Here is a 20,058-nt window from a genome sequence, read left to right as displayed (position 1 = left end):
CGGGCAATTAGCAGCTAGTAGAAAATGGTTGCATAGAAGAACAAACAGATTTTAGAATAGACCACTTATTTTAGATGCACGCTTGGACCTTAAATTAAAAAACTGTCTCAGAAAGTCAGTTTTTGACTTTCTGGACAGCTCCTTCACATCTTATTCAACTGCAGCGTTGGCTGTAATGCCATTCGGCACTTCATGGTGCATCCGGCATCTCGCCTCATATGCTTCTGACGCGGCAACGAGGATGATCGGATCATCGTAGCCTGCAGGTTGTCCGTTGATAAGTCGTTGCGTACGGCTTGCCGGAGATCCGCAGACCGTGCAGACCGCCTGAAGTTTTGTAACGTTTTCAGCGACAGCCATCAATTGCGGCATCGGTCCGAACGGCTCCCCGCGGAAGTCTTGGTCAAGACCCGCAACGATGACGCGGAATCCGCGGTCCGCCAATTCCATGACGACGTCTACGATGCCTTCGTCAAAAAATTGCGCTTCGTCGATTGCAATAATATCGTAGTCATCTTTAATGAATTGTTCAATTTGTGCGGATTCCGCAATAGGTGTTGCAATCACGGTCGTTCCGTTATGGCTGACAACCGCTTCCTCACTATATCGATCATCGATTTCAGGTTTGAATACAGCGATTTTCTGTTTCGCAAATTGCGCACGACGCACCCGGCGGATCAATTCCTCCGATTTCCCTGAGAACATGCTTCCACAAATTACTTCTATCCAACCGCCTTGCATTGCTACGTACATGTTGGTTCCCCTTTCACTTATCAACTCTATGTAAACTATCATCTGTTGTTATCGGAATGTCTATCATACATCAAAAACAACTGGATTTGACGTCTTTTATTTCGTAGCGGAATGTGTTATATGCGAGAATGCTTACGCAAGGGTGGCAGGCACCGCAAAATGCATCCTACGAAAAAGCAAAACCCGCCGGATGTAGATCCGACGGGTTTATATGAATTATTCTTGTCCTTCTTCTTTGAAGCCATATTTCTTGTTGAAGCGGTCGATACGTCCGTCCGCTGCAGCGAATTTTTGGCGTCCCGTGTAGAATGGGTGGCATTCTGAACAAACTTCTACGCGAATGTCCTCTTTTACAGAACCTGTTTCGAATGTGTTACCACATGAACAAGTAACTTTTGCAAGTTTGTAGTTTGGATGAATTCCTGCTCTCATCGGTCTCTCTCCTCTCGCCCTGAACCATCTGGAACAGAGTATTATTGTAAGGTATTGCATAAGACTGATGCCTTACACGGCCCGTATGTGTCAACCGTATATGCAGCAGATGGTGGTAAAAACCACACTTTAGAAGTATAACAAATCTGCATGTCCTGCGCAAGTATTTTATTTCATCAACTCAAGATATTATAACAACCCTTTTCCATTTCGATGGGCTTTCATTTCTTCATTCAGCTTATCGAAAAACTCTTCGTTCGATTTGGATTGCTTCAATTTCTTCAAGAAGCGTTCCGCGAAATCGTGGGCATCGGAAAATGTTTTGCGGATGGCCCATAGTTTTTCGAGTTGTTCGCTCGGAATGAGCAGTTCCTCTTTCCGTGTGCCAGAGCGGCGAATGTCGAGTGCCGGGAAGATGCGGCGTTCTGCGAGACTGCGATCGAGATGCAGTTCCATGTTGCCTGTCCCTTTGAACTCTTCATAGATGACTTCATCCATACGCGAGCCTGTGTCAATCAATGCAGTGGCAAGGATAGTCAAGCTACCGCCTTCTTCAAGGTTTCGCGCCGCTCCGAAAAATCGCTTCGGACGGTGGAATGCCGCTGGGTCGATCCCTCCGGAAAGTGTACGGCCGCTTGGCGGGATGACTAAGTTATAGGCCCGAGCCAGACGAGTGATGGAATCCATAAGAATGACGACGTCGCGTTTATGTTCGACGAGGCGCATTGCGCGTTCCAATACAAGTTCTGCGACTTTGACATGGTTTTCCGGTACTTCATCGAATGTGGAGCTGACGACATCGGCTTTGACGGAACGTTCGATGTCCGTCACTTCCTCAGGACGTTCGTCGATGAGAAGAACGATCAGCTCTGCTTCAGGATGATTTGTCGTTATGGCGTTGGCAATTTCCTTGAGCAGCATCGTTTTACCCGCTTTTGGCGGTGCGACGATGAGTCCACGTTGACCGAAACCAACAGGTGACACTAAGTCCATGATTCGCGTCGATAATTTCGTCGGTACCGTTTCAAGTTTGATATGACGGTCAGGATAAAGCGGTGTGAGTGCCGGGAAATGGACGCGTTCGCGCGCAACTTCCGGGTCTTCCCCGTTGACTGCTTCCACTTGCAGCAGTCCATAGTATCGTTCGTTTTCTTTTGGCGGACGAACTTTCCCGGTTACCTTATCCCCGTTGCGCAAGTCGAAACGTCTAATTTGAGATGCGGAGATATAGATGTCTTCGGAACTTGGCGAGTAGTTGATCGGGCGGAGGAATCCGTATCCTTCCGATTGGATGATTTCAAGTACGCCTTCCATGAAGAAAAATCCTTCCTGTTCGGCTCTTGATTTAAGGATAGAAAAGATGAGTTCTTTTTTTGTCAGTTTACTGTAATAGGAAATTTTATAGTTTCTTGCAAGCTCGTACAACTCTTTTAAAGTCATATTTTCCAAGCTGCTGATTGTTAGGATGGTCATGTTATTCAGCACCGTTCTTTAATTGTTTTATTTTTTGAGGTTGTGTTTTTCTAGGTAGGTGAATCAATGAATAGAAGTGTGCCCGGCGAGATGCCGGGCAATGAGGCTTGCTATTTTTGATTTAGGAAAATTAATTATATCTGTTGATTTCCGCTTCAGACGGACGCTTTTGTTCGTCCAGCTGCGGGCGGCAGCCTCTCGGGTCGCTTCGGTCTTGAAAGAAAAGGCAAAAAGCGCCTTTTTTTCAAGACCTCCAGCGCCTGTCGAGGCTAGACGCCGCCCTCCGCTTTTGTTTTAGTCTTGCATAACCAAATTCGGTTTTTTCTTCATGCTGTGGCGTCCTTCTACGAAGCGGATTGTGCCGGATTTTGAGCGCATGACGAGTGAGTGTGTTTCGCTGTAGCCGCCTTTGAATTGGACGCCGCGGAGCAATTCGCCGTCTGTTACGCCGGTTGCTGCGAAAATGGCGTCGTCGCCTTTGACGAGATCGTCCATGTAGAGGACCTTCGAAATGTCGATGCCCATTTTTTCACAACGTTCACGTTCTTCATCATTCGAAGGAACGAGGCGTCCTTGGATTTCTCCGCCGAGGCATTTCAATCCGACTGCAGCGATTACGCCTTCGGGTGCTCCACCGAGTCCGAACAGGATGTCTACGCCTGTGTCGTCAAATGCCGTGTTAATAGCGGCTGCCACGTCTCCGTCATTGATGAGCTTGATGCGCGCTCCGGCAGCTCTGATTTCTTCAATGATTTTCGAATGGCGTTCACGGTTGAGGACAGTTGCCACAACTTCATCAATCGATTTGTTTTTCGCTTTAGCGACGGCATGCAGGTTATCCGTGACGGATGCGTCGATGTCGATTTTACCGACTGCTTCTGGTCCGACTGCGATTTTATCCATGTACATGTCAGGGGCGTTGAGGAGGTTTCCTTTATCCGCAATGGCAATGACTGCAAGTGCATTCCAGCCACCTGATGCGACGATGTTCGTGCCTTCTAGCGGGTCTACTGCGACATCCACTTCCGGACCTTGGCCTGTTCCGAGCTCTTCGCCGATATAGAGCATCGGTGCCTCATCCATTTCGCCTTCGCCGATCACGACGACCCCTTGCATTGGAATCGTGTCGAACACAGTACGCATCGCTTCCGTTGCGGCATCATCCGCTTCGTTTTTCAAACCGCGTCCCATCCAGCGTGATGCTGAAACTGCCGCCGCCTCTGTTACACGTACTAATTCCATCGATAAACTGCGTTCCATTATGATTGTTCCTCCCGTTTTACGCTTTTCATTTTCAAGCCGTTTGTTTTGTCACTTTATAGTATAGCATAATCCATTTACCATTTACCCCGCATTAACTGGCTGTAAGATCCCTTTAGTCAAAAATTGTTAAATCTAAAAATGTAGCTTGGGATCAACAGCCAGTAAATGCCCGATTGGTTCGGGCCTGCAGGATGCTGGTCACAAAGGCGTTGCAACAGGACGTTGCGAACTTAGCCTTTGTTCATCCAATCAGTGGAAAACCACCACTGATTGAAGTTTCACTTTATTCACTCACAGCCGCTTTTTCAGGGACCGACTCTTTTCGGATGTCGGCGCCGATACCTCGGAGTTTCTCGATCAGTGAGCTATAGCCGCGTTCGATATGTTGGATTTCCTGGATTTCTGTTTCGCCTTCAGCCAACAGGCCTGCGATGACGAGAGCAGCGCCTGCTCGTAAGTCGGATGCGCGGACAGTTGCCGCCTGGAGCGGTGTCGGGCCGGATAGAATGACTGATTGCCCTTCCACTTTTCCATCAGCGTTCATTCTCCGCAACTCATCGATTTGCTTGAAACGCGCGGAATAGATTGTGTCTGTGATGACCGACGTCCCGTTTGCTTGCGACAGCAACACTGAAAAAGGCTGTTGCAGATCGGTCGGGAATCCGGGATAGACGAGGGTTTTCACATCACATGCGAGCAAATTCTCCGATTTCGGAATAAAAATATGCTCTTCCCTTTCTTCCACTTTGACACCCATTTCACGCAATTTCGCGGTCAATGCCTCGACGTGGAAAGGGATGACGTTATCAATCGTAATGCCGTCCCCTACAGCTGCTGCCATGATCATAAACGTGCCTGCTTCAATACGATCCGGAATGATCGTATGTTTCGTCCCGTGGAGTTTTTCAACGCCTTCGATCCGGATCACATTAGTTCCTGCGCCTTTAATGTTTGCACCCATATTCGAAAGCAATGTTGCAACATCGATGATCTCAGGTTCTTTTGCCGCATTTTCAATAATGGTCCGGCCTTTTGCGCGGACCGCCGCGAGCATGATATTAATTGTCGCACCGACGCTGACAACGTCTAAATAGATCTTGGCGCCTCGTAATTCATCCGCACGTAAATAGATCGCACCGTGTTCATTTGTCACTTTTGCGCCTAGCGCTTCGAAGCCTTTGATGTGTTGGTCGATTGGACGGGGGCCAAGATGGCAGCCCCCCGGAAGACCGATTGCCGCGTGTTTAAACCGGCCTAACATCGCGCCCATCATATAATAGGATGCTCTTAGCTTTTTCACATTGCCGTTTGGAAGTGGCATGGCGACCATTTCCGACGGATCGATCGTCATTTTTCCTGAAGCAAAATCCACTTTTCCGCCAATGTCTTCAAGAAGCGCTTGAAGCGTGAAGACGTCCGATATTTCCGGAAGCCCGTCTATCGTTACAGGTGAATCCGCCAGGATGGAAGCCGGGATCAATGCGACGGCACTATTCTTAGCCCCACTCACTTTTATCGTTCCTTGTAAAGGTTTGCCGCCTCTAATTTTATAAACGTCCATTTCAGTCTCCTTTGGCGTTTCACTTGTTCTTTCTGGATTCCCAATCATTGAGAAATTGTTGGATGCCTTTGTCTGTCAACGGGTGATTGAATAATTGCTTGAGCACGTTGAATGGAGTTGTCGCGATATGCGCTCCGGCAAGTGCTGCGTCTGTAATATGCTGCGGACTGCGGATGGATGCTGCAATGATTTGCGTGTCCATGTCATGGATAGTGAAGATGTCCGCAATCGTGCTGATCAACTGAATTCCGTCTTGACCGATATCGTCAAGTCTGCCGAGGAAAGGGGATACGTAAGTGGCTCCAGCGCGTGCGGCAAGCAATGCTTGATTGGCACTGAAAATGAGGGTCACGTTTGTTTTAATGCCTTCTTGGGCGAAAACGGAGCATGCTTTCAAACCTTCCGGCGTCATGGGAAGTTTGACCGTGATATTCGGAGCGATTTTCGCAAGCTCGCGGCCTTCTTTAATCATTCCTTCTGCGTCTAGTGCGATGACTTCGGCGCTCACTGAACCCGGTACGAGTGCGGTAATTTCGCGAAGGCGATCATGGAATGAAATATTTTCTTTCGCTACTAAAGATGGGTTTGTTGTTACACCAGAGATAATTCCCCAGCTGTGTGCTTCTTTTATTTCCTCAAAGTTCGCTGTATCAATGAAAAATTTCATATGTCATCAGTTCCTCCTTCATGAATGGGAAAGAAGGAGAAGGCATCTAGATGGTGATGCTTCTCCTTTTTGCTGCTAAATAAACCGTTGATTTTCGTTCCGGGCAGACGCTTTACGCTTTTCCTTGTCTAGCTTCAGGCGCTAGATGCTCGGGTCATAAGTCAAAGCTGCTCTGTGGCAAAGACCGCCACGCCGCATCTTCGCCTTATGCCTGTCGCATCTGAGCAAGCGCCTTACGCTTTTCCTTGTCCAGCTTCAGGCGGCAGCCCCTCGAGTCGCTTCGGGATTGAAATAAAAGGCAAAGGACGCCTTTTTTTCAATCTCTCCAGCGCTTGTCGGGGCTAAACGCCGTCTTACGCTTTTCTGCTACTCCCAAATTCGCGCATTTTGCCGATTACGGTTTTTTTGATGGCTTCGCGCATTGGTGTTAAGTATTTCCGTGGGTCATAAACGTCGGCGTCGGCGTTCAATTTTTCGCGGACTGCTTTTGTGCCTTCGATTTGGTTCTCGGTGTTGACGTTGATTTTCGCTGTGCCGAGCGAGATGGAACGTTGGATGTCTTTTAACGGGATGCCTGTGCCGCCGTGGAGGACGAGTGGAAGGTCAGACTGGCTTGAGATGACTTCCATTTCTTCGAATCCTAAGTTCGGTTCGCCTTTATATGGTCCGTGGACGGATCCAAGTGCAGGCGCTAAGCAATCGATGCCCGTGTTGTCGACAAGTTCTTTACATTCTGCAGGGTCTGCATAGATGACGCCGTCTGCGATCGTATCGTCTTCTTGTCCACCGACGACTCCAAGTTCTGCTTCAACAGACACGTTTCTTTCATGTGCATATTCTACGACTTTCTTTGTGATTTCAATGTTTTCCGCAAGCGGCTTGGAAGATGCGTCGATCATGACGGATGTGAAACCCGCGTCGATTGCCTCTTTGCATTTTTCAAAGCTGGAGCCGTGGTCGAGATGGATGGCGACGGGTACAGTGATTTTGTAGTCGTGCACCAATCCTTTCACCATGTTGACGACTGTCGTGAAGCCGCCCATATAGCGAGCTGCACCTTCAGATACTCCAAGTATGACAGGTGATTGTTCTTCTTGCGCCGCTTGCAGGATCGCCTGCGTATATTCAAGGTTGTTCAAATTGAACTGCCCGATTGCATATCCTTCTTTTTTTCCTTTGATCATCATTTCTTTCATTGACACAAGTGTCATAGCAATATCCTCCTCTGGATGATTGTGATGAATTTATTTTTCGATACGTAATTTACCTCTTTTATCATAACAAAAACAGACAGTATTTACTACTGTCTGAAATGTAGGCTGTACGAGCATCGGTTGATACATTTTTTAATTTTCTTGAAATGCGATAATATCATTGACTGCGTCGCGAATTTCAAAAATATTGAATGGTTTCGTAAAGTACTTGTCGGCTCCGTTATGAAGCGCTTCTTCCGTTAATTCAATCTCTCCATAAGCCGTCATCATAATAACTGGTAGTAGCGGCCAATCTTTTTTTATTCTTTTTAGCACTTCTACCCCATCGATTCCTGGCATTTTCATATCCAGTAACACGCAATCAGGTTTTATCTCCTTAACCGATTGAAGTGCTTCTGCCCCATTTGCAGCAAGTCTCGTCTCAAACCCCTCTTTCGTGAATACCTCATTCAACAGCAGACGTATTCCCGTTTGATCATCGACGATCAGCAACCTTTTCAATTAGGACCCACCCCTTAAAATTAATTGTGTTACTCCCCCATTGTATATAGTTGTACATAAAAGTAGAATCTCCTTCTTTTTTCATACATTATATTAATATTTTTTCCTATTCTGGTCATTTCGGGATAGGAAACTTGGTTTTATGGCACGAAGAAAATATAATGGGTGTGAGGTGGTAGACATGAAAATATTGACGACACAAATCAGCGGGCTCTTGCAGCGTGCCGGTTCGAATAATGAAGAAGCTGTAGAGGAGACTGCTCGCCTGTTAGCTCAAGCAACAATCGGCGAAGGTCGCGTCATCTTTGCAGGCTTTGGTGAAATGAAAGCTGTCGGTGTAAATGCACTCTTTGGTGCCGAACCATTCCACGGCGCGGTTCAATTCGAGGAAGGCATGGAAATCCAGTCGGCAGACCGGGTTTGGCTGTTTACTCGCTCCGCAACCGACGAACGCGCATTGGACATGGCAAGGATGCTAAGCGAGAAATTCATCCCGTTCGCCGTTGTTGCGGGTGATAAGGCAAATGATGAGAACGAGCTGTCAGATCTCGCCTATACATATATGGCAACAGGCCTAGTGAAAGGAATCCTGCCCGGAAATGACGGCGGGAGGATTGTCGAACCCCATCTGTTAGCCGCTTTATTTTTATATGAGGCCGTTAAGATGGCATATGATGAAATGATTTTTGAAGAGGATTAATTTTTTTTGGTGCCAGCCACCGCTCAAAAAGCGGGCGCTACTTAAAAAGCACTGCTCAAAAAAAAGCAGAAACCGTCTTTTGGGATGGTTTCTGCTTTTGTTGTTTATGCTTTTTGGTGTTCCAGTGCTGCGCGAATGAATTCGCGGATGAGCGGTTGTGGGCGGTTCGGGCGTGATGCGAATTCTGGATGGAATTGAGTTCCGATGAAGAATGGATGATCCTTCAATTCGATCATTTCCACTAGATGGCCGTCCGGGCTTTCCCCTGCTACGATCATACCGGCTTTTTCGAACTGCTCACGGTAAATGTTATTGAATTCATAACGGTGGCGGTGACGTTCATAGACCAACTCATCGTTGTAGGCAGTTTGTGCTTTTGTGCCTTCTTTCAACTTGCAAGGGTGCGCGCCAAGTCGCATATCGCCGCTTGCTTGGTCAATGTCGGAGCGATCTTCGAAATCACGGTTGTTTTCAATAATCGCATTTTCCGTTTCACTGTTGAATTCAACTGAATGTGCATCTTTGATTCCAAGAACGTTTCGTGCAAATTCTACTGCGGCTAGCTGCATGCCAAGGCCTACACCGAAGAACGGAACTCCATTTTCACGGGCATAGCGGACAGCTTCGATTTTGCCGTCGATTCCACGATCGCCAAAACCGCCTGGAACGAAAATGCTGTCAGCGTCCTTCAATATTTCAGCGACGTTTTCACGTGTCACTTCTTCTGAATTGATCCAGTCAAATTCGATATCCGTATCGAATTCATAACCTGCGTGACGGAATGCTTCCACCGCTGAAATGTACGCGTCCTGAAGTTCCACGTATTTACCGACGAGTGCGATTTTCACTTTCCGCGATAGATTTTTCACGCGGTTTACAAGCTCCTCGATTTCCGATAGCTCAGGCTCCTTCGTTTCAAGGCCAAGGAAATCGACAACGATCTTGTCCATGTTTTGCGCGTGGAGACGGATCGGCACTTCATACAATGTTTCAGCATCAAGCGCCTCAATGACTTCTTCAGGTTTGATGTTACAGAACAATGCAATCTTGTCTTTCATTTCTTGAGGCACCGGATATTCACTTCGAACGACGATCATATTCGGTTGAATGCCAAGTCCGCGCAATTCTTTCACACTATGTTGTGTCGGCTTTGTTTTCATTTCACCGGCAGCGTGCAAGTATGGGATGAGCGTATTATGGATGTACATGACATCATCTTTGCCAAGGTCTGTCTTCATTTGACGGATTGCTTCAAGATATGGAAGCGATTCGATGTCGCCGACGCTTCCTCCGATTTCCGTAATGACGACGTCCGCATTCGTTTCTTGGCCTGCACGTTTGATAAGGCTTTTGATTTCATTCGTAATATGCGGGATGACTTGCACTGTCGCCCCTTTATAGTCGCCGCGGCGCTCTTTTCTTAAGACGGAGGAGTATACTTTCCCCATCGTTACATTGGAGTATTTGTTTAATTTGATGTCGATGAACCGTTCGTAGTGACCGATGTCTAGGTCGGTTTCAGCACCATCTTCCGTGACGAAAACTTCCCCATGCTGATACGGGCTCATCATGCGAGGGTCCAGGTTGATGTATGGATCGAATTTTTGGTTCGTTACTTGAAGACCTCTGCTTTTCAATAGTCTTCCTAAGGATGCTGCGTTGATTCCTTTCCCTAGAGATGAAACAACTCCACCAGTAACAAAGATGTATTTTGTCATATATAGCTCCTCCTTTGTAATAGGGGTTTTGATTTATGAAAATTAAAAAAGCGCTCCTCTGTAGTCTTGCTACAATAGGAGCGCTTATACACGGATTCATGTGTCCTTTTTCAAGGAGCCCAAATAGAAGCTTAAATCCTTGGACGCTCGAAGTCAAGCGGAAAGTGTTAAAGGATGTCCTCTTCTTCTTCCTCATCCTCATCTTCGTCTTCATCATCAATTTCCAATTCATCGTCAGGAACGATTTCGAGTTCTTCGTCATCAATGAGATCTTCTTCGATTTCAATGATTTCTTCGTCCTCTTCCTCTTCGTCGTCTTCTTCATCGTCGTCAAGCTCATCGAATTCTTCATCGAACAACTCGTCCTCGTCGACTTCCTCTTCTTCCTCTTCGTCTTCCTCGTCATCTTCGTACACTTTTTTCTTCTTCTTTTTACGGACTTTAACGACAGGAGCCGTCTCTTCTTCGATTTGTTCGACCGGATACCACTCGCGCAACCCCCATTGGTTGTTGTTGATGGCAAGGAATCTTCCGTCGATGTTCATATCTGTATAGAACTGTAGAAGCCTGCTCTTCATCTCACTCTCAGACATACCTGTTAATTCGCGGATTTCATTCATTAATTGATCAAGCGTCAACGCTTCGTGTCTGTCTGTCAAAATGGCAAAAGCGATATTGATCATTGATTCTTCAAGGAGTTCTTCCTTTGTCAATTCTTTTAAGTTCATTATACGCACGTCCTTTCTCTGAACAAAAACATACTTATCATTATATACAATGAAGTGCCTATTATGCTACCATCTTTTACTCTTCTTAAAACGCCTGAATTCTTTAACACTGACGCATCCAAGATAAATGGCGGCCAGTAAAAAGGGAACAGCACCGTAACCTGCGCCGTACAAGGAAAAAAGGAGGATTATGATCACTATGATAATCAATACATGATGATACAGTTTCATTTCCCCACCTCTTTCTTTCGATGTTTTTATTATACGTGGATAGAACAGGCAAAATCCACTTTATTTCAAAAAGTAAAATTAAATATCCAGGTGCCTGCCGGAAAAAAAGAACGCCCTTTTAAGAGCGTTCTCGTTTTTGCTTACATATTGCGGCGGTATTGGCCTCCGACTTCGTATAATGCATTTGTAATTTGGCCGAGACTTGCAGATTTGACGGTTTCCATCAGTTCTGCGAAGATGTTGCCGCCGGATACTGCGACTTCTTGCAGTTTGCGTAAAGCGTCAGCCGACTCGTCGCTATGCTTCGATTGGAAGCTGCGCAAGTTGGCAATTTGCGTTTCTTTCTCTTCCTTCGTCGCACGCGCGATTTCCATATTGTCGATGTCCTCTTCGGAAGGCGGATTCGGGTTCAAATACGTGTTGACGCCGATGATCGGCAGTTCGCCCGAGTGCTTCTTCATTTCGTAAAGCATCGATTCTTCCTGGATTTTGCCGCGCTGATACTGCGTCTCCATCGAGCCAAGCACGCCTCCACGGTCGTTCAGCCGCTCGAATTCCTGGAGGACAGATTCTTCGACAAGATCCGTCAGTTCTTCGATGATGAAAGAGCCTTGAATCGGATTTTCATTTTTCGACAAACCGTGCTCTTTCGTAATGATCATCTGGATTGCCATTGCACGGCGCACGGATTCTTCCGTCGGCGTCGTGATCGCTTCGTCGTATGCATTCGTATGGAGCGAGTTGCAGTTATCCTGCAATGCCATAAGTGCTTGCAGCGTTGTCCGGATGTCGTTGAAATCGATTTCCTGCGCATGCAAGCTGCGTCCTGATGTTTGCACGTGATACTTCAGCTTCTGGCTCCGTTCGTTCGCGCCGTATTTCTCGCGCATCGCGACCGCCCAAATGCGTCGGGCTACGCGCCCGATGACCGTATATTCCGGATCGAGACCGTTCGAGAAGAAGAACGACAAGTTTGGGGCGAAATCATCGATGTTCATGCCACGGCTCAAATAGTATTCAACATACGTGAAGCCGTTCGCAAGCGTGAAGGCAAGCTGTGAAATCGGATTCGCGCCCGCTTCCGCAATATGGTAGCCGGAAATCGAGACAGAGTAGTAATTGCGTACTTTCTTGTCAATGAAGTACTGCTGGATATCGCCCATCATACGAAGCGCGAATTCCGTCGAGAAGATGCATGTATTCTGCCCTTGGTCTTCCTTCAGAATATCCGCCTGCACCGTTCCGCGGACGACTTGCAATGTCGCATTGCGCACTTCCGTGAACTCCTCCACCGTCAATACGCGGCCCAATTCTTCCTCTTTCAACTTCACTTGCTGATCGACAGCCGTATTCATGAACATCGCAAGGATGATCGGCGCAGGACCGTTGATCGTCATCGACACAGACGTCGCCGGTGCGCAAAGATCGAAGCCGTCATACAACTTCTTCATATCCTCAAGCGTACAAATGCTGACGCCCGACTCTCCGACTTTCCCGTAAATATCCGGACGTTCGTCGGGATCCTCACCGTACAGCGTCACCGAGTCGAATGCCGTCGACAACCGTTTCGCATCGTCATCTTTCGACAAATAGTGGAAACGGCGGTTCGTCCGTTCCGGCGTCCCCTCACCCGCGAATTGGCGCTTTGGATCTTCCCCTTCACGCTTGAACGGGAAAACACCAGCCGTATATGGGAATGAACCTGGGACGTTCTCTTTGTACACCCAGCGAAGAATTTCGCCGTAGTCCTTGAATTTCGGCAACGACACTTTCGGAATCTTCAACCCTGACAAACTCGTCGTTGTAAGTAGAATACGAAGCTCTTTATCACGGATTTTCGTAATGAATTCATCACCCGCATATGATTCTTTCAACGTTTCCCAGTTATTCAAAATCCGCTTTGATTCCGCAGAAAGCTCATCGCGCACGCCTTCCGCCAATGAATCGAGCGAAGCGACAAGCGCATTGTCAGACCCATTTTCATTCACCGCTTCGATTGCGCCTTCCAGTTGGAATAAACGGCGGGCAAGGTCGACTTGCTGTCCGGATTTCTTATGGTAGTCGCGAACCGTAGACGAGATTTCACGCAAATAATGCATCCGGTCGTTCGGTATAATTACGTTCTGCTTTTGCGTCTTGACGAAATCCGTATAAGACGTCTCCCAGTCGAGACCGCATTTTTCATTCAACTTCGACACGAGCGCTGCGAAAAGCGAATTCGTCCCTTTGTCGTTGAACTGGCTCGCGATTGTGCCGTAAACAGGCATCTTGCCAAGGTCTTGATCAAACAGCAGATGGCTCCGTTGGTATTGCTTCTGCACTTGGCTAAGTGCATCCTCAGAACCTTTCCGCTCGAATTTATTAATGACGATTAAGTCCGCAAAGTCGATCATGTCGATTTTCTCAAGCTGTGTCGGCGCACCGAACTCGCTCGTCATGACATACATCGACACATCGGATACTTCCGTAATTTCCGCGTCCCCTTGCCCGATCCCGCTCGTTTCAACGATGATCAAGTCAAAGCCAACCGTCTTCACAACGTCCAGCACATCTTTAATGGCACCCGAAAGCTCGGATCTCGAACCACGCGTCGCCAAACTGCGCATGAAGACCCGCTTGTTGAAAATCGCGTTCATCCGAATCCGGTCGCCGAGCAATGCCCCACCCGTCTTCTGCTTCGTCGGGTCGATTGAAAGGATTGCCACTTTCTTCTCCGGCAATTCGCGTAAGAAACGGCGGATCAGCTCATCCGTAAGCGAGCTCTTCCCTGCTCCCCCTGTACCTGTAATTCCTAGAACAGGAGTGTTTTTGGATAACTCCCTTGCTTGTTTGATGAGGTTAATCGCGGCCGGGTTTTCCTCGTTATACATTTCCTCCGCGTACGTAATCAAATTCGCGAGTACTTCCGGACGGTCTGTGTCGACTTTCTCCAGATTGTCCATTTCATTTTCCACTTCGGTCAGGAAGTCGCATTCCTCGACCATTCGATTGATCATCCCTTGAAGGCCCATTTTGCGACCGTCTTCCGGCGAGAAGATCCAAGCGATGCCGTAGTCATGCAGTTCTTTGATTTCCTTCGGCAGGATGACGCCGCCACCGCCGCCGTAGATGCGGATATGCGGAGCGCCTTTTTCCTGGAGGAGGTCGTACATATATTTGAAGTATTCGACATGACCGCCTTGGTAGGAGGAGATGGCGATCCCTTGTACGTCTTCTTGAATTGCCGCGTTGACGACTTCTTCGACGGAGCGGTTATGCCCTAAGTGGATTACTTCCGCACCTGTCGATTGCAGGATGCGGCGCATGATGTTGATGGATGCGTCATGTCCGTCGAATAGGCTGGATGCTGTAACGAAACGGACATGATGTTTCGGTTTGTAGATTTCTGTTGTGTGCATTTGTCGCTCACCCCTTCTTAATTCTTCACAATCCCATTGAATAGTTGGTCTGTTTGCAAGTTGATGAAGTCTTGGATGCTGTAGTCGCCGCGCAGGGCCCATCTGCGGAATGCCCACATTTGGCCTTGGACGACGACGTGGTGGGCCGCCATGTCGACGGCTTTCTCGCTAATTCGCAATTCTCCTGATCGGACGCACGCGCCTAGGAGGTTTTTGAATAGGGAGACCATCTCCATCTCTTTTTTCAGGACGTATTGGAGGGCATCCTTCGGCAAGGACTTCGATTCTTGGTACATGACGACAAATTCGTCCGTCATGTCGTCAATGAGTCGGTAATATGTGTCGATTGCCGTGCGGAGTCCCTCTACATTCCCTTCCTGGTCCATCGAAGTGGACAGGCGGCTTTGCACTTCGTTGTAAATGCTGTCGCACACAAGGTAGAGGACGTCCTCCTTCGTTCGAATGTATTCGTAAAGCGTGCCGATGCTGAAACCCGCCGCCTTGGCAATTTCCCGTGTCGTTGCACGGTGGAAACCTTTTTCCTTGAATAGCTGGACGGCCCCGTGGATAATCTGCTCTCGCCTTTTTTCTATCAGACTTTCATCTTTGACCGATGATTGCACTTCGCGTTTCGTTTGCATAAGGCACCCCCGATTATTTAGTCAGCATGCGGGAGATGACAAGGCGCTGGATTTCCTGCGTTCCTTCGTAGATTTGCGTGATTTTCGCGTCACGCATATAGCGTTCTACCGGATAATCCTTTGTATAGCCGTAGCCGCCGTACACTTGGACAGCTTCCGTCGTCACTTTCATCGCTGTATCCCCAGCCATCAGTTTCGCCATCGCAGACGCTTTCCCATACGGCAAGTTGTTTGATTCTAGCCAAGCCGCTTGGTATGTGAGAAGACGTGAAGCTTCTGTCGCTGTCGCCATATCTGCAAGCTTGAAGCCGACGCCTTGGTTCGCCGCAATCGGTTTGCCGAATTGTACGCGCTCTTTCGCATAGTCAACCGCTACGTCAAGTGCACCTTGCGCGATGCCGACCGCTTGTGCAGCGATTCCGTTGCGTCCGCCGTCCAATGTTTTCATTGCGATGATGAATCCTTCGCCTTCTTCACCAAGCATGTTCTCTTTTGGCACACGGCAATTGTCGAACATGATTTCCGTCGTCGGTGATGAACGAATGCCCATTTTCTTTTCTTTTTTACCGACAGAGAAGCCTGCAAAGTCTTTTTCGACGATGAATGCGCTTGTGCCTTTATGTTTTGATTCCGGATCAGTGACAGCGAAGACGATATAGATATCAGCAATTCCGCCGTTTGTAATGAAGATTTTTGAGCCATTCAATACGTAGTGGTCGCCGTCCAATTTTGCAGTTGTGCGCATGCCGCCTGCGTCGGAACCCGATCCTGGTTCAGTTAAGCCGTATGCGCCAATTTTTGTTCCTTCTGCCATCGGACGAAGGTATTTTTGTTTTTGTTCTTCATTGCCAAATTTGAAGACCGGCCATCCTGCAAGTGATGTATGAGCGGATAGTGTAACGCCGGTTGACGCGCAGACGCGTGATAGTTCTTCGACGGCGATGCAGTAGGCGAGGTAGTCGCTGCCGATGCCGCCGTATTCTTCTGGCCAAGGGATGCCTGTGAGGCCGAGTTCCGCCATTTTGTTCCAGATGTCCATATCGAAGCGTTCTTCTTCGTCACGTTCTGCTGCAGTTGGCGCAACGTCATTCATTGCGAAGTCGCGTACCATTTTGCGAATCATTTCATGTTCTTCTGATAGTTTAAAATCCATGTTTGTTTCCTCCTAGGGGTAATGTATATAAAATCACTTCGTCAAGTGCTTACTAATTACAATACGTTGAATCTCGCTTGTGCCTTCGTAGATTTGGGTTACTTTGGCGTCGCGGAAGTAGCGCTCAACCGGGTAGTCTTCTGTGTAGCCGTAACCGCCGAATACTTGGACGGCTTCGATGGCGTTGTCGACTGCTGTTTGGGATGCGAACAGCTTTGCCATGGAGGCCTCTTTTCCGCATGTCTTGCCTTCCGCGCGCAATTGGGCGGCGCGGTAGACGAGGAGTCTTGCCGCTTCGGAAGCGGTCGCCATGTCTGCGATTTTGAAGCCGACGCCTTGATTGGCCGCGATCGGCTTGCCGAATTGCACGCGTTCTTTTGCATAGCCGGCAGCTGCTTCAAGAGCCGCCTCCCCGATGCCAAGCGCTTGCGCAGCGATGCCGATTCTGCCGACGTCGAGGTTCGCCATGGCGATTTTAAAACCTTCTCCTTCTTCGCCAAGCAAGTTGTCCGCGGGCACTTTCATGTCTTCGAATGTGAGCTGTACAGTTCGCGATCCATGAAGACCCATCTTTTCCTCATCTTTTCCGATGATCAGGCCCGGTGTGTTTTTGTCGACGATGAAGGCACTGATGCCGTACGTCCCTTTGGATGAATCGGTCGATGCGAAGACGATGTAGACATCCGCTTCTCCGCCGTTTGTGATGAAGACCTTCGAGCCGTTGAGCACATAATGATCGTCTTTTTTCACGGCTTTCGTCTTCAGTGATCCGGCGTCTGAACCTGCGCCCGGCTCTGTGAGACAGAACGCACCCAAATATTCGCCCGATGCCATTTTCGGCAAGTAGCGGTTTTTCTGCTCTTCATTCCCAAAATACATGATCGGGTTCGTCCCGACAGATGTATGAACGGAGAGAATGACGCCGATGACCGCGCTCACTTTCGACAGCTCGTGGATGGCGATAATATAGGAGATGAAGTCCATATCGGAGCCTCCGTATTTTTCAGGGACGGTGATGCCCATGAGGCCGAGCTCACCCATTTTGGTAAGAACTTCGCGTGGGAATTCTCCCGCTTCCATACGTGGAATGAACGGTTCGATTTCCGATTTCGCAAAGTCTCTCACCATCGTGCGCATCATCTGCTGTTCTTCGGTGAAGTGTAAATCCATTGAAATTAACTCCTTTAAAATAAAATTCCTTATGGTCCGGTAATGAACTATCGGTCGGACCGATGGATTTATCTATTGAATATGGGATTTTATCTATTGAATCTAGTTTTTTATCGATCGAATTCCGGGATTTATCTATTGAATCCCGAAAGATATCACCATTTCATGACCTTCGAACTAAGCTTACGTTCTGCAAAATTCATGAATACTCATAAAACCCGCGGCCGGATTTCTTTCCGAGCCAGCCAGCGTTGACGTATTTACGCAGCAACGGGCATGGGCGGTATTTCGAGTCGCCGAAGCCTTCGTGTAGCGTTTCCATAATGTATAGGCAAGTGTCGAGGCCGATGAAGTCAGCGAGTTGTAAAGGTCCCATCGGATGGTTCATGCCGAGTTTCATCACTTCGTCGATTGCTTCGACGGATGCTACGCCTTCGTAAAGGGTGTAGATCGCTTCGTTGATCATCGGCATGAGGACGCGGTTTGCGACGAATCCCGGGAAATCGTTCACTTCGACCGGTGTTTTTTCCAGTTTACGGGTCATGTCCTCGACCGCTTGGTACACTTCGTCTGAAGTCGCAAGGCCGCGGATGATTTCGACGAGTTTCATGACAGGCACCGGGTTCATATAGTGCATGCCGATGACGTTTTCAGGACGTTTTGTCACCGCAGCAATTTCCGTGATTGGCAATGATGACGTGTTTGTCGCAAGAATGGCGTATGTTGGCGCGATTTCGTCAAGCTTTGCAAAAATTGATTTCTTAATGTCCATGTTTTCGACTGCAGCTTCGATGATGATGTCAACGTCGGATGCGTCTTGCAGGTCGAGTGATTTCGTAATGCGTCCAAGGATGGCATTTTTTTCGTCTTCTGTCATACGCCCTTTTTCGACATTGCGTGAAAGGTTTTTCGTAATGACAGCGAGGCCTTTCGTGTAGGACTCTTCTTTAATATCGTTTAATTTCACGTCGAAGCCCGCTTGCGCACATACTTGGGCGATGCCTCCGCCCATTTGTCCAGCTCCGATGACCATTACTTTTTTGATTTCCATAATGAAGTTCCTCCGTCTCTTGCTTTTATTTAACTTCAATCATAATCGCGTCGCCTTGCCCGCCGCCTGAACAGATTGCGGCAATGCCGATTCCGCCGCCGCGGCGTTTCAGCTCATAAGCGAGTGTTAGAATAATGCGTGCTCCGCTTGCGCCGATTGGATGGCCAAGAGCGACCGCTCCGCCGTTGACGTTCACTTTTTCAGGGTCAAGGCTGGCGATTTGCGAGCTTGCCAATGCGACAGCCGCGAAGGCTTCGTTTATTTCAAAAAGGTCGATGTCTTTCAGCTCTTTGCCTGTCTTCTCAAGCAATGCATTGATTACGAGGCCTGGTGTTTGCGGGAAGTTTTCAGGCTCGATGGCGACTTCGGCGTGGCCGATAATCGTTGCTAGCGGCTTTTTGCCTTCTTTCAGCGCGCGTTCTTCATTCATAAGGACCATCGCGCATGCACCGTCATTGACGCCAGGTGCGTTGCCTGCGGTAATCGTACCGTCTTTCCCGAAAGCCGGACGCAATTTCGCCAACGTTTCGAGCGACGTGTCCCTGCGCGGCGCTTCATCTGCATCCACTTGGACGGGATCCCCTTTACGTTGCGGGATTTCGACCGCTACGATTTCTTCTGCAAATTTCCCTTCGTCCATTGCAGCTATTGCACGTTCATGGCTGCGCAATGACCATTCGTCTTGCTTTTCACGTGTTAATGAAAACTCATCCGCCGTCAGATTTCCGTATGTTCCCATATGGACATGATCCGGTGAGAATGAACAGGAGAGGCCATCGTAAATCATGCCGTCCACTAATTGCGTGTCGCCCATTTTCAAGCCGAAGCGGCCTTTCGGCAAATAGTAAGGGGCATTGGACATTGATTCCATGCCTCCCGCCACGATTACTTCTTCGTCTCCGAGCCTGATGAGCTGGTCTGCGAGCGTTACGCTGCGCATGCCGGAAGCACATACTTTATTGATCGTCTCGGTTTTCACGGACCATGGAAGGCCCGCTTTTGTCGCCGCCTGTCTGGATGGGATTTGCCCTTGCCCTGCTTGCAGCACCGTACCGAGAATCACTTCGTCTATGTCCGCTTCTTTCACATCTGCCCGTTTCAATGCTTCCTTAATGGCAATTGCGCCAAGGTCGCTCGCTGTTTGATTGGCTAACGCACCGCCGAATTTCCCGAATGGCGTACGTGCTCCATCGATAATGACTGTTTTACTCATTTTCCCTCTCCTCCATTTCACAATGATAACGTTTTCATTTCAGCTTGCAGTAAGAATGACTGAACGCTCGCTCGGTTGTTATTCGAAAAAATAGGGAGTACGAGGACTCCCTATCAATTTTCAGTAGCTTAGTATTCGCCAAGCTCCTAATTTTCTTAATTATACCGCTCACTTTTAATTGTTGCAATATC

17 protein-coding genes are annotated in these 20,058 nt (G+C 48.3%); 1 reads left to right on the top strand and 16 read right to left on the bottom strand.

All coding sequences use genetic code 11. From position 1 onward, the window contains the following. Window positions 1-150 precede the first annotated feature (150 nt). From SLU01_RS00155 to SLU01_RS00120, 8 genes are all read right to left on the bottom strand, one after another. A complete protein-coding gene (locus SLU01_RS00155; RefSeq protein WP_147054075.1) occupies window positions 151-753 on the bottom strand; it encodes a thymidine kinase in 603 nt (200 codons plus the stop codon). 216 nt (window positions 754-969) lie between these two features. After that, complete coding sequence (rpmE, locus tag SLU01_RS00150; RefSeq protein ID WP_147054073.1) at window positions 970-1,185, bottom strand: 50S ribosomal protein L31; 216 nt, start codon at window positions 1,183-1,185, stop codon at window positions 970-972. A 189-nt stretch (window positions 1,186-1,374) separates the two neighbouring features. Beyond that, window positions 1,375-2,658, bottom strand: a complete 1,284-nt coding sequence (rho, locus tag SLU01_RS00145; protein WP_147054077.1) for a transcription termination factor Rho — start codon at window positions 2,656-2,658, stop codon at window positions 1,375-1,377. Window positions 2,659-2,952: 294 nt separating this feature from the next. Then, the gene (gene glpX, locus SLU01_RS00140; RefSeq protein WP_147054071.1) at window positions 2,953-3,918 is read right to left on the bottom strand and encodes a class II fructose-bisphosphatase; all 966 of its coding nucleotides are present in this window, start codon (window positions 3,916-3,918) and stop codon (window positions 2,953-2,955) included. A gap of 286 nt (window positions 3,919-4,204) precedes the next feature. After that, window positions 4,205-5,482, bottom strand: a complete 1,278-nt coding sequence (gene murA, locus SLU01_RS00135; RefSeq protein WP_147054069.1) for a UDP-N-acetylglucosamine 1-carboxyvinyltransferase — start codon at window positions 5,480-5,482, stop codon at window positions 4,205-4,207. Between the two features lie 19 nt (window positions 5,483-5,501). Next, a complete protein-coding gene (fsa, locus tag SLU01_RS00130; protein ID WP_147054067.1) occupies window positions 5,502-6,149 on the bottom strand; it encodes a fructose-6-phosphate aldolase in 648 nt (215 codons plus the stop codon). Window positions 6,150-6,502: 353 nt separating this feature from the next. Then, a complete protein-coding gene (locus SLU01_RS00125; RefSeq protein WP_147054065.1) occupies window positions 6,503-7,360 on the bottom strand; it encodes a class II fructose-bisphosphate aldolase in 858 nt (285 codons plus the stop codon). A gap of 135 nt (window positions 7,361-7,495) precedes the next feature. After that, complete coding sequence (locus SLU01_RS00120) at window positions 7,496-7,864, bottom strand: response regulator (RefSeq protein ID WP_147054063.1); 369 nt, start codon at window positions 7,862-7,864, stop codon at window positions 7,496-7,498. Between the two features lie 181 nt (window positions 7,865-8,045). Here SLU01_RS00120 and SLU01_RS00115 point away from each other — a divergent pair, with 181 nt between their 5' ends. Continuing rightward, entirely contained in the window at window positions 8,046-8,564 is a 519-nt protein-coding gene (locus tag SLU01_RS00115; protein ID WP_147054061.1) for a DUF2529 family protein, read from the top strand. A gap of 104 nt (window positions 8,565-8,668) precedes the next feature. Here SLU01_RS00115 and pyrG read toward each other — a convergent pair whose 3' ends face one another. From pyrG to mmgA, 8 genes are all read right to left on the bottom strand, one after another. Then, window positions 8,669-10,282, bottom strand: a complete 1,614-nt coding sequence (pyrG, locus tag SLU01_RS00110; RefSeq protein ID WP_147054059.1) for a CTP synthase — start codon at window positions 10,280-10,282, stop codon at window positions 8,669-8,671. A 167-nt stretch (window positions 10,283-10,449) separates the two neighbouring features. Next, a complete protein-coding gene (rpoE, locus tag SLU01_RS00105) occupies window positions 10,450-11,010 on the bottom strand; it encodes a DNA-directed RNA polymerase subunit delta (protein ID WP_147054057.1) in 561 nt (186 codons plus the stop codon). A 371-nt stretch (window positions 11,011-11,381) separates the two neighbouring features. Beyond that, entirely contained in the window at window positions 11,382-14,639 is a 3,258-nt protein-coding gene (gene icmF / locus SLU01_RS00100) for a fused isobutyryl-CoA mutase/GTPase IcmF (protein WP_147054055.1), read from the bottom strand. Between the two features lie 17 nt (window positions 14,640-14,656). Next, on the bottom strand, window positions 14,657-15,280 hold the full coding sequence (locus SLU01_RS00095) for a TetR/AcrR family transcriptional regulator (protein ID WP_147054053.1): 624 nt from the start codon (window positions 15,278-15,280) through the stop codon (window positions 14,657-14,659). Window positions 15,281-15,293: 13 nt separating this feature from the next. Further along, window positions 15,294-16,433: an acyl-CoA dehydrogenase gene (locus SLU01_RS00090; protein WP_147054051.1), complete on the bottom strand. Its 1,140-nt coding sequence runs from the start codon at window positions 16,431-16,433 to the stop codon at window positions 15,294-15,296. A 33-nt stretch (window positions 16,434-16,466) separates the two neighbouring features. Beyond that, window positions 16,467-17,603, bottom strand: coding sequence for an acyl-CoA dehydrogenase (locus SLU01_RS00085; protein WP_147054049.1), 1,137 nt, complete (start codon window positions 17,601-17,603; stop codon window positions 16,467-16,469). Between the two features lie 199 nt (window positions 17,604-17,802). Next, window positions 17,803-18,654 carry a 3-hydroxybutyryl-CoA dehydrogenase gene (locus SLU01_RS00080; protein ID WP_147054047.1) on the bottom strand — a complete coding sequence of 284 codons (852 nt, stop codon included), beginning with the start codon at window positions 18,652-18,654 and terminating at the stop codon, window positions 17,803-17,805. A gap of 25 nt (window positions 18,655-18,679) precedes the next feature. Beyond that, entirely contained in the window at window positions 18,680-19,867 is a 1,188-nt protein-coding gene (gene mmgA, locus SLU01_RS00075) for an acetyl-CoA C-acetyltransferase (protein ID WP_147054042.1), read from the bottom strand. Window positions 19,868-20,058: the final 191 nt, after the last annotated feature.

The sequence above is a fragment of the Sporosarcina luteola genome, assembly GCF_007991495.1.
Taxonomy (GTDB): Bacteria; Bacillota; Bacilli; order Bacillales_A; family Planococcaceae; genus Sporosarcina; species Sporosarcina luteola.
The sequence above is the reverse complement of the archived record's forward strand: the minus strand, read 5'-3'. Positions and strand labels throughout refer to the sequence as shown.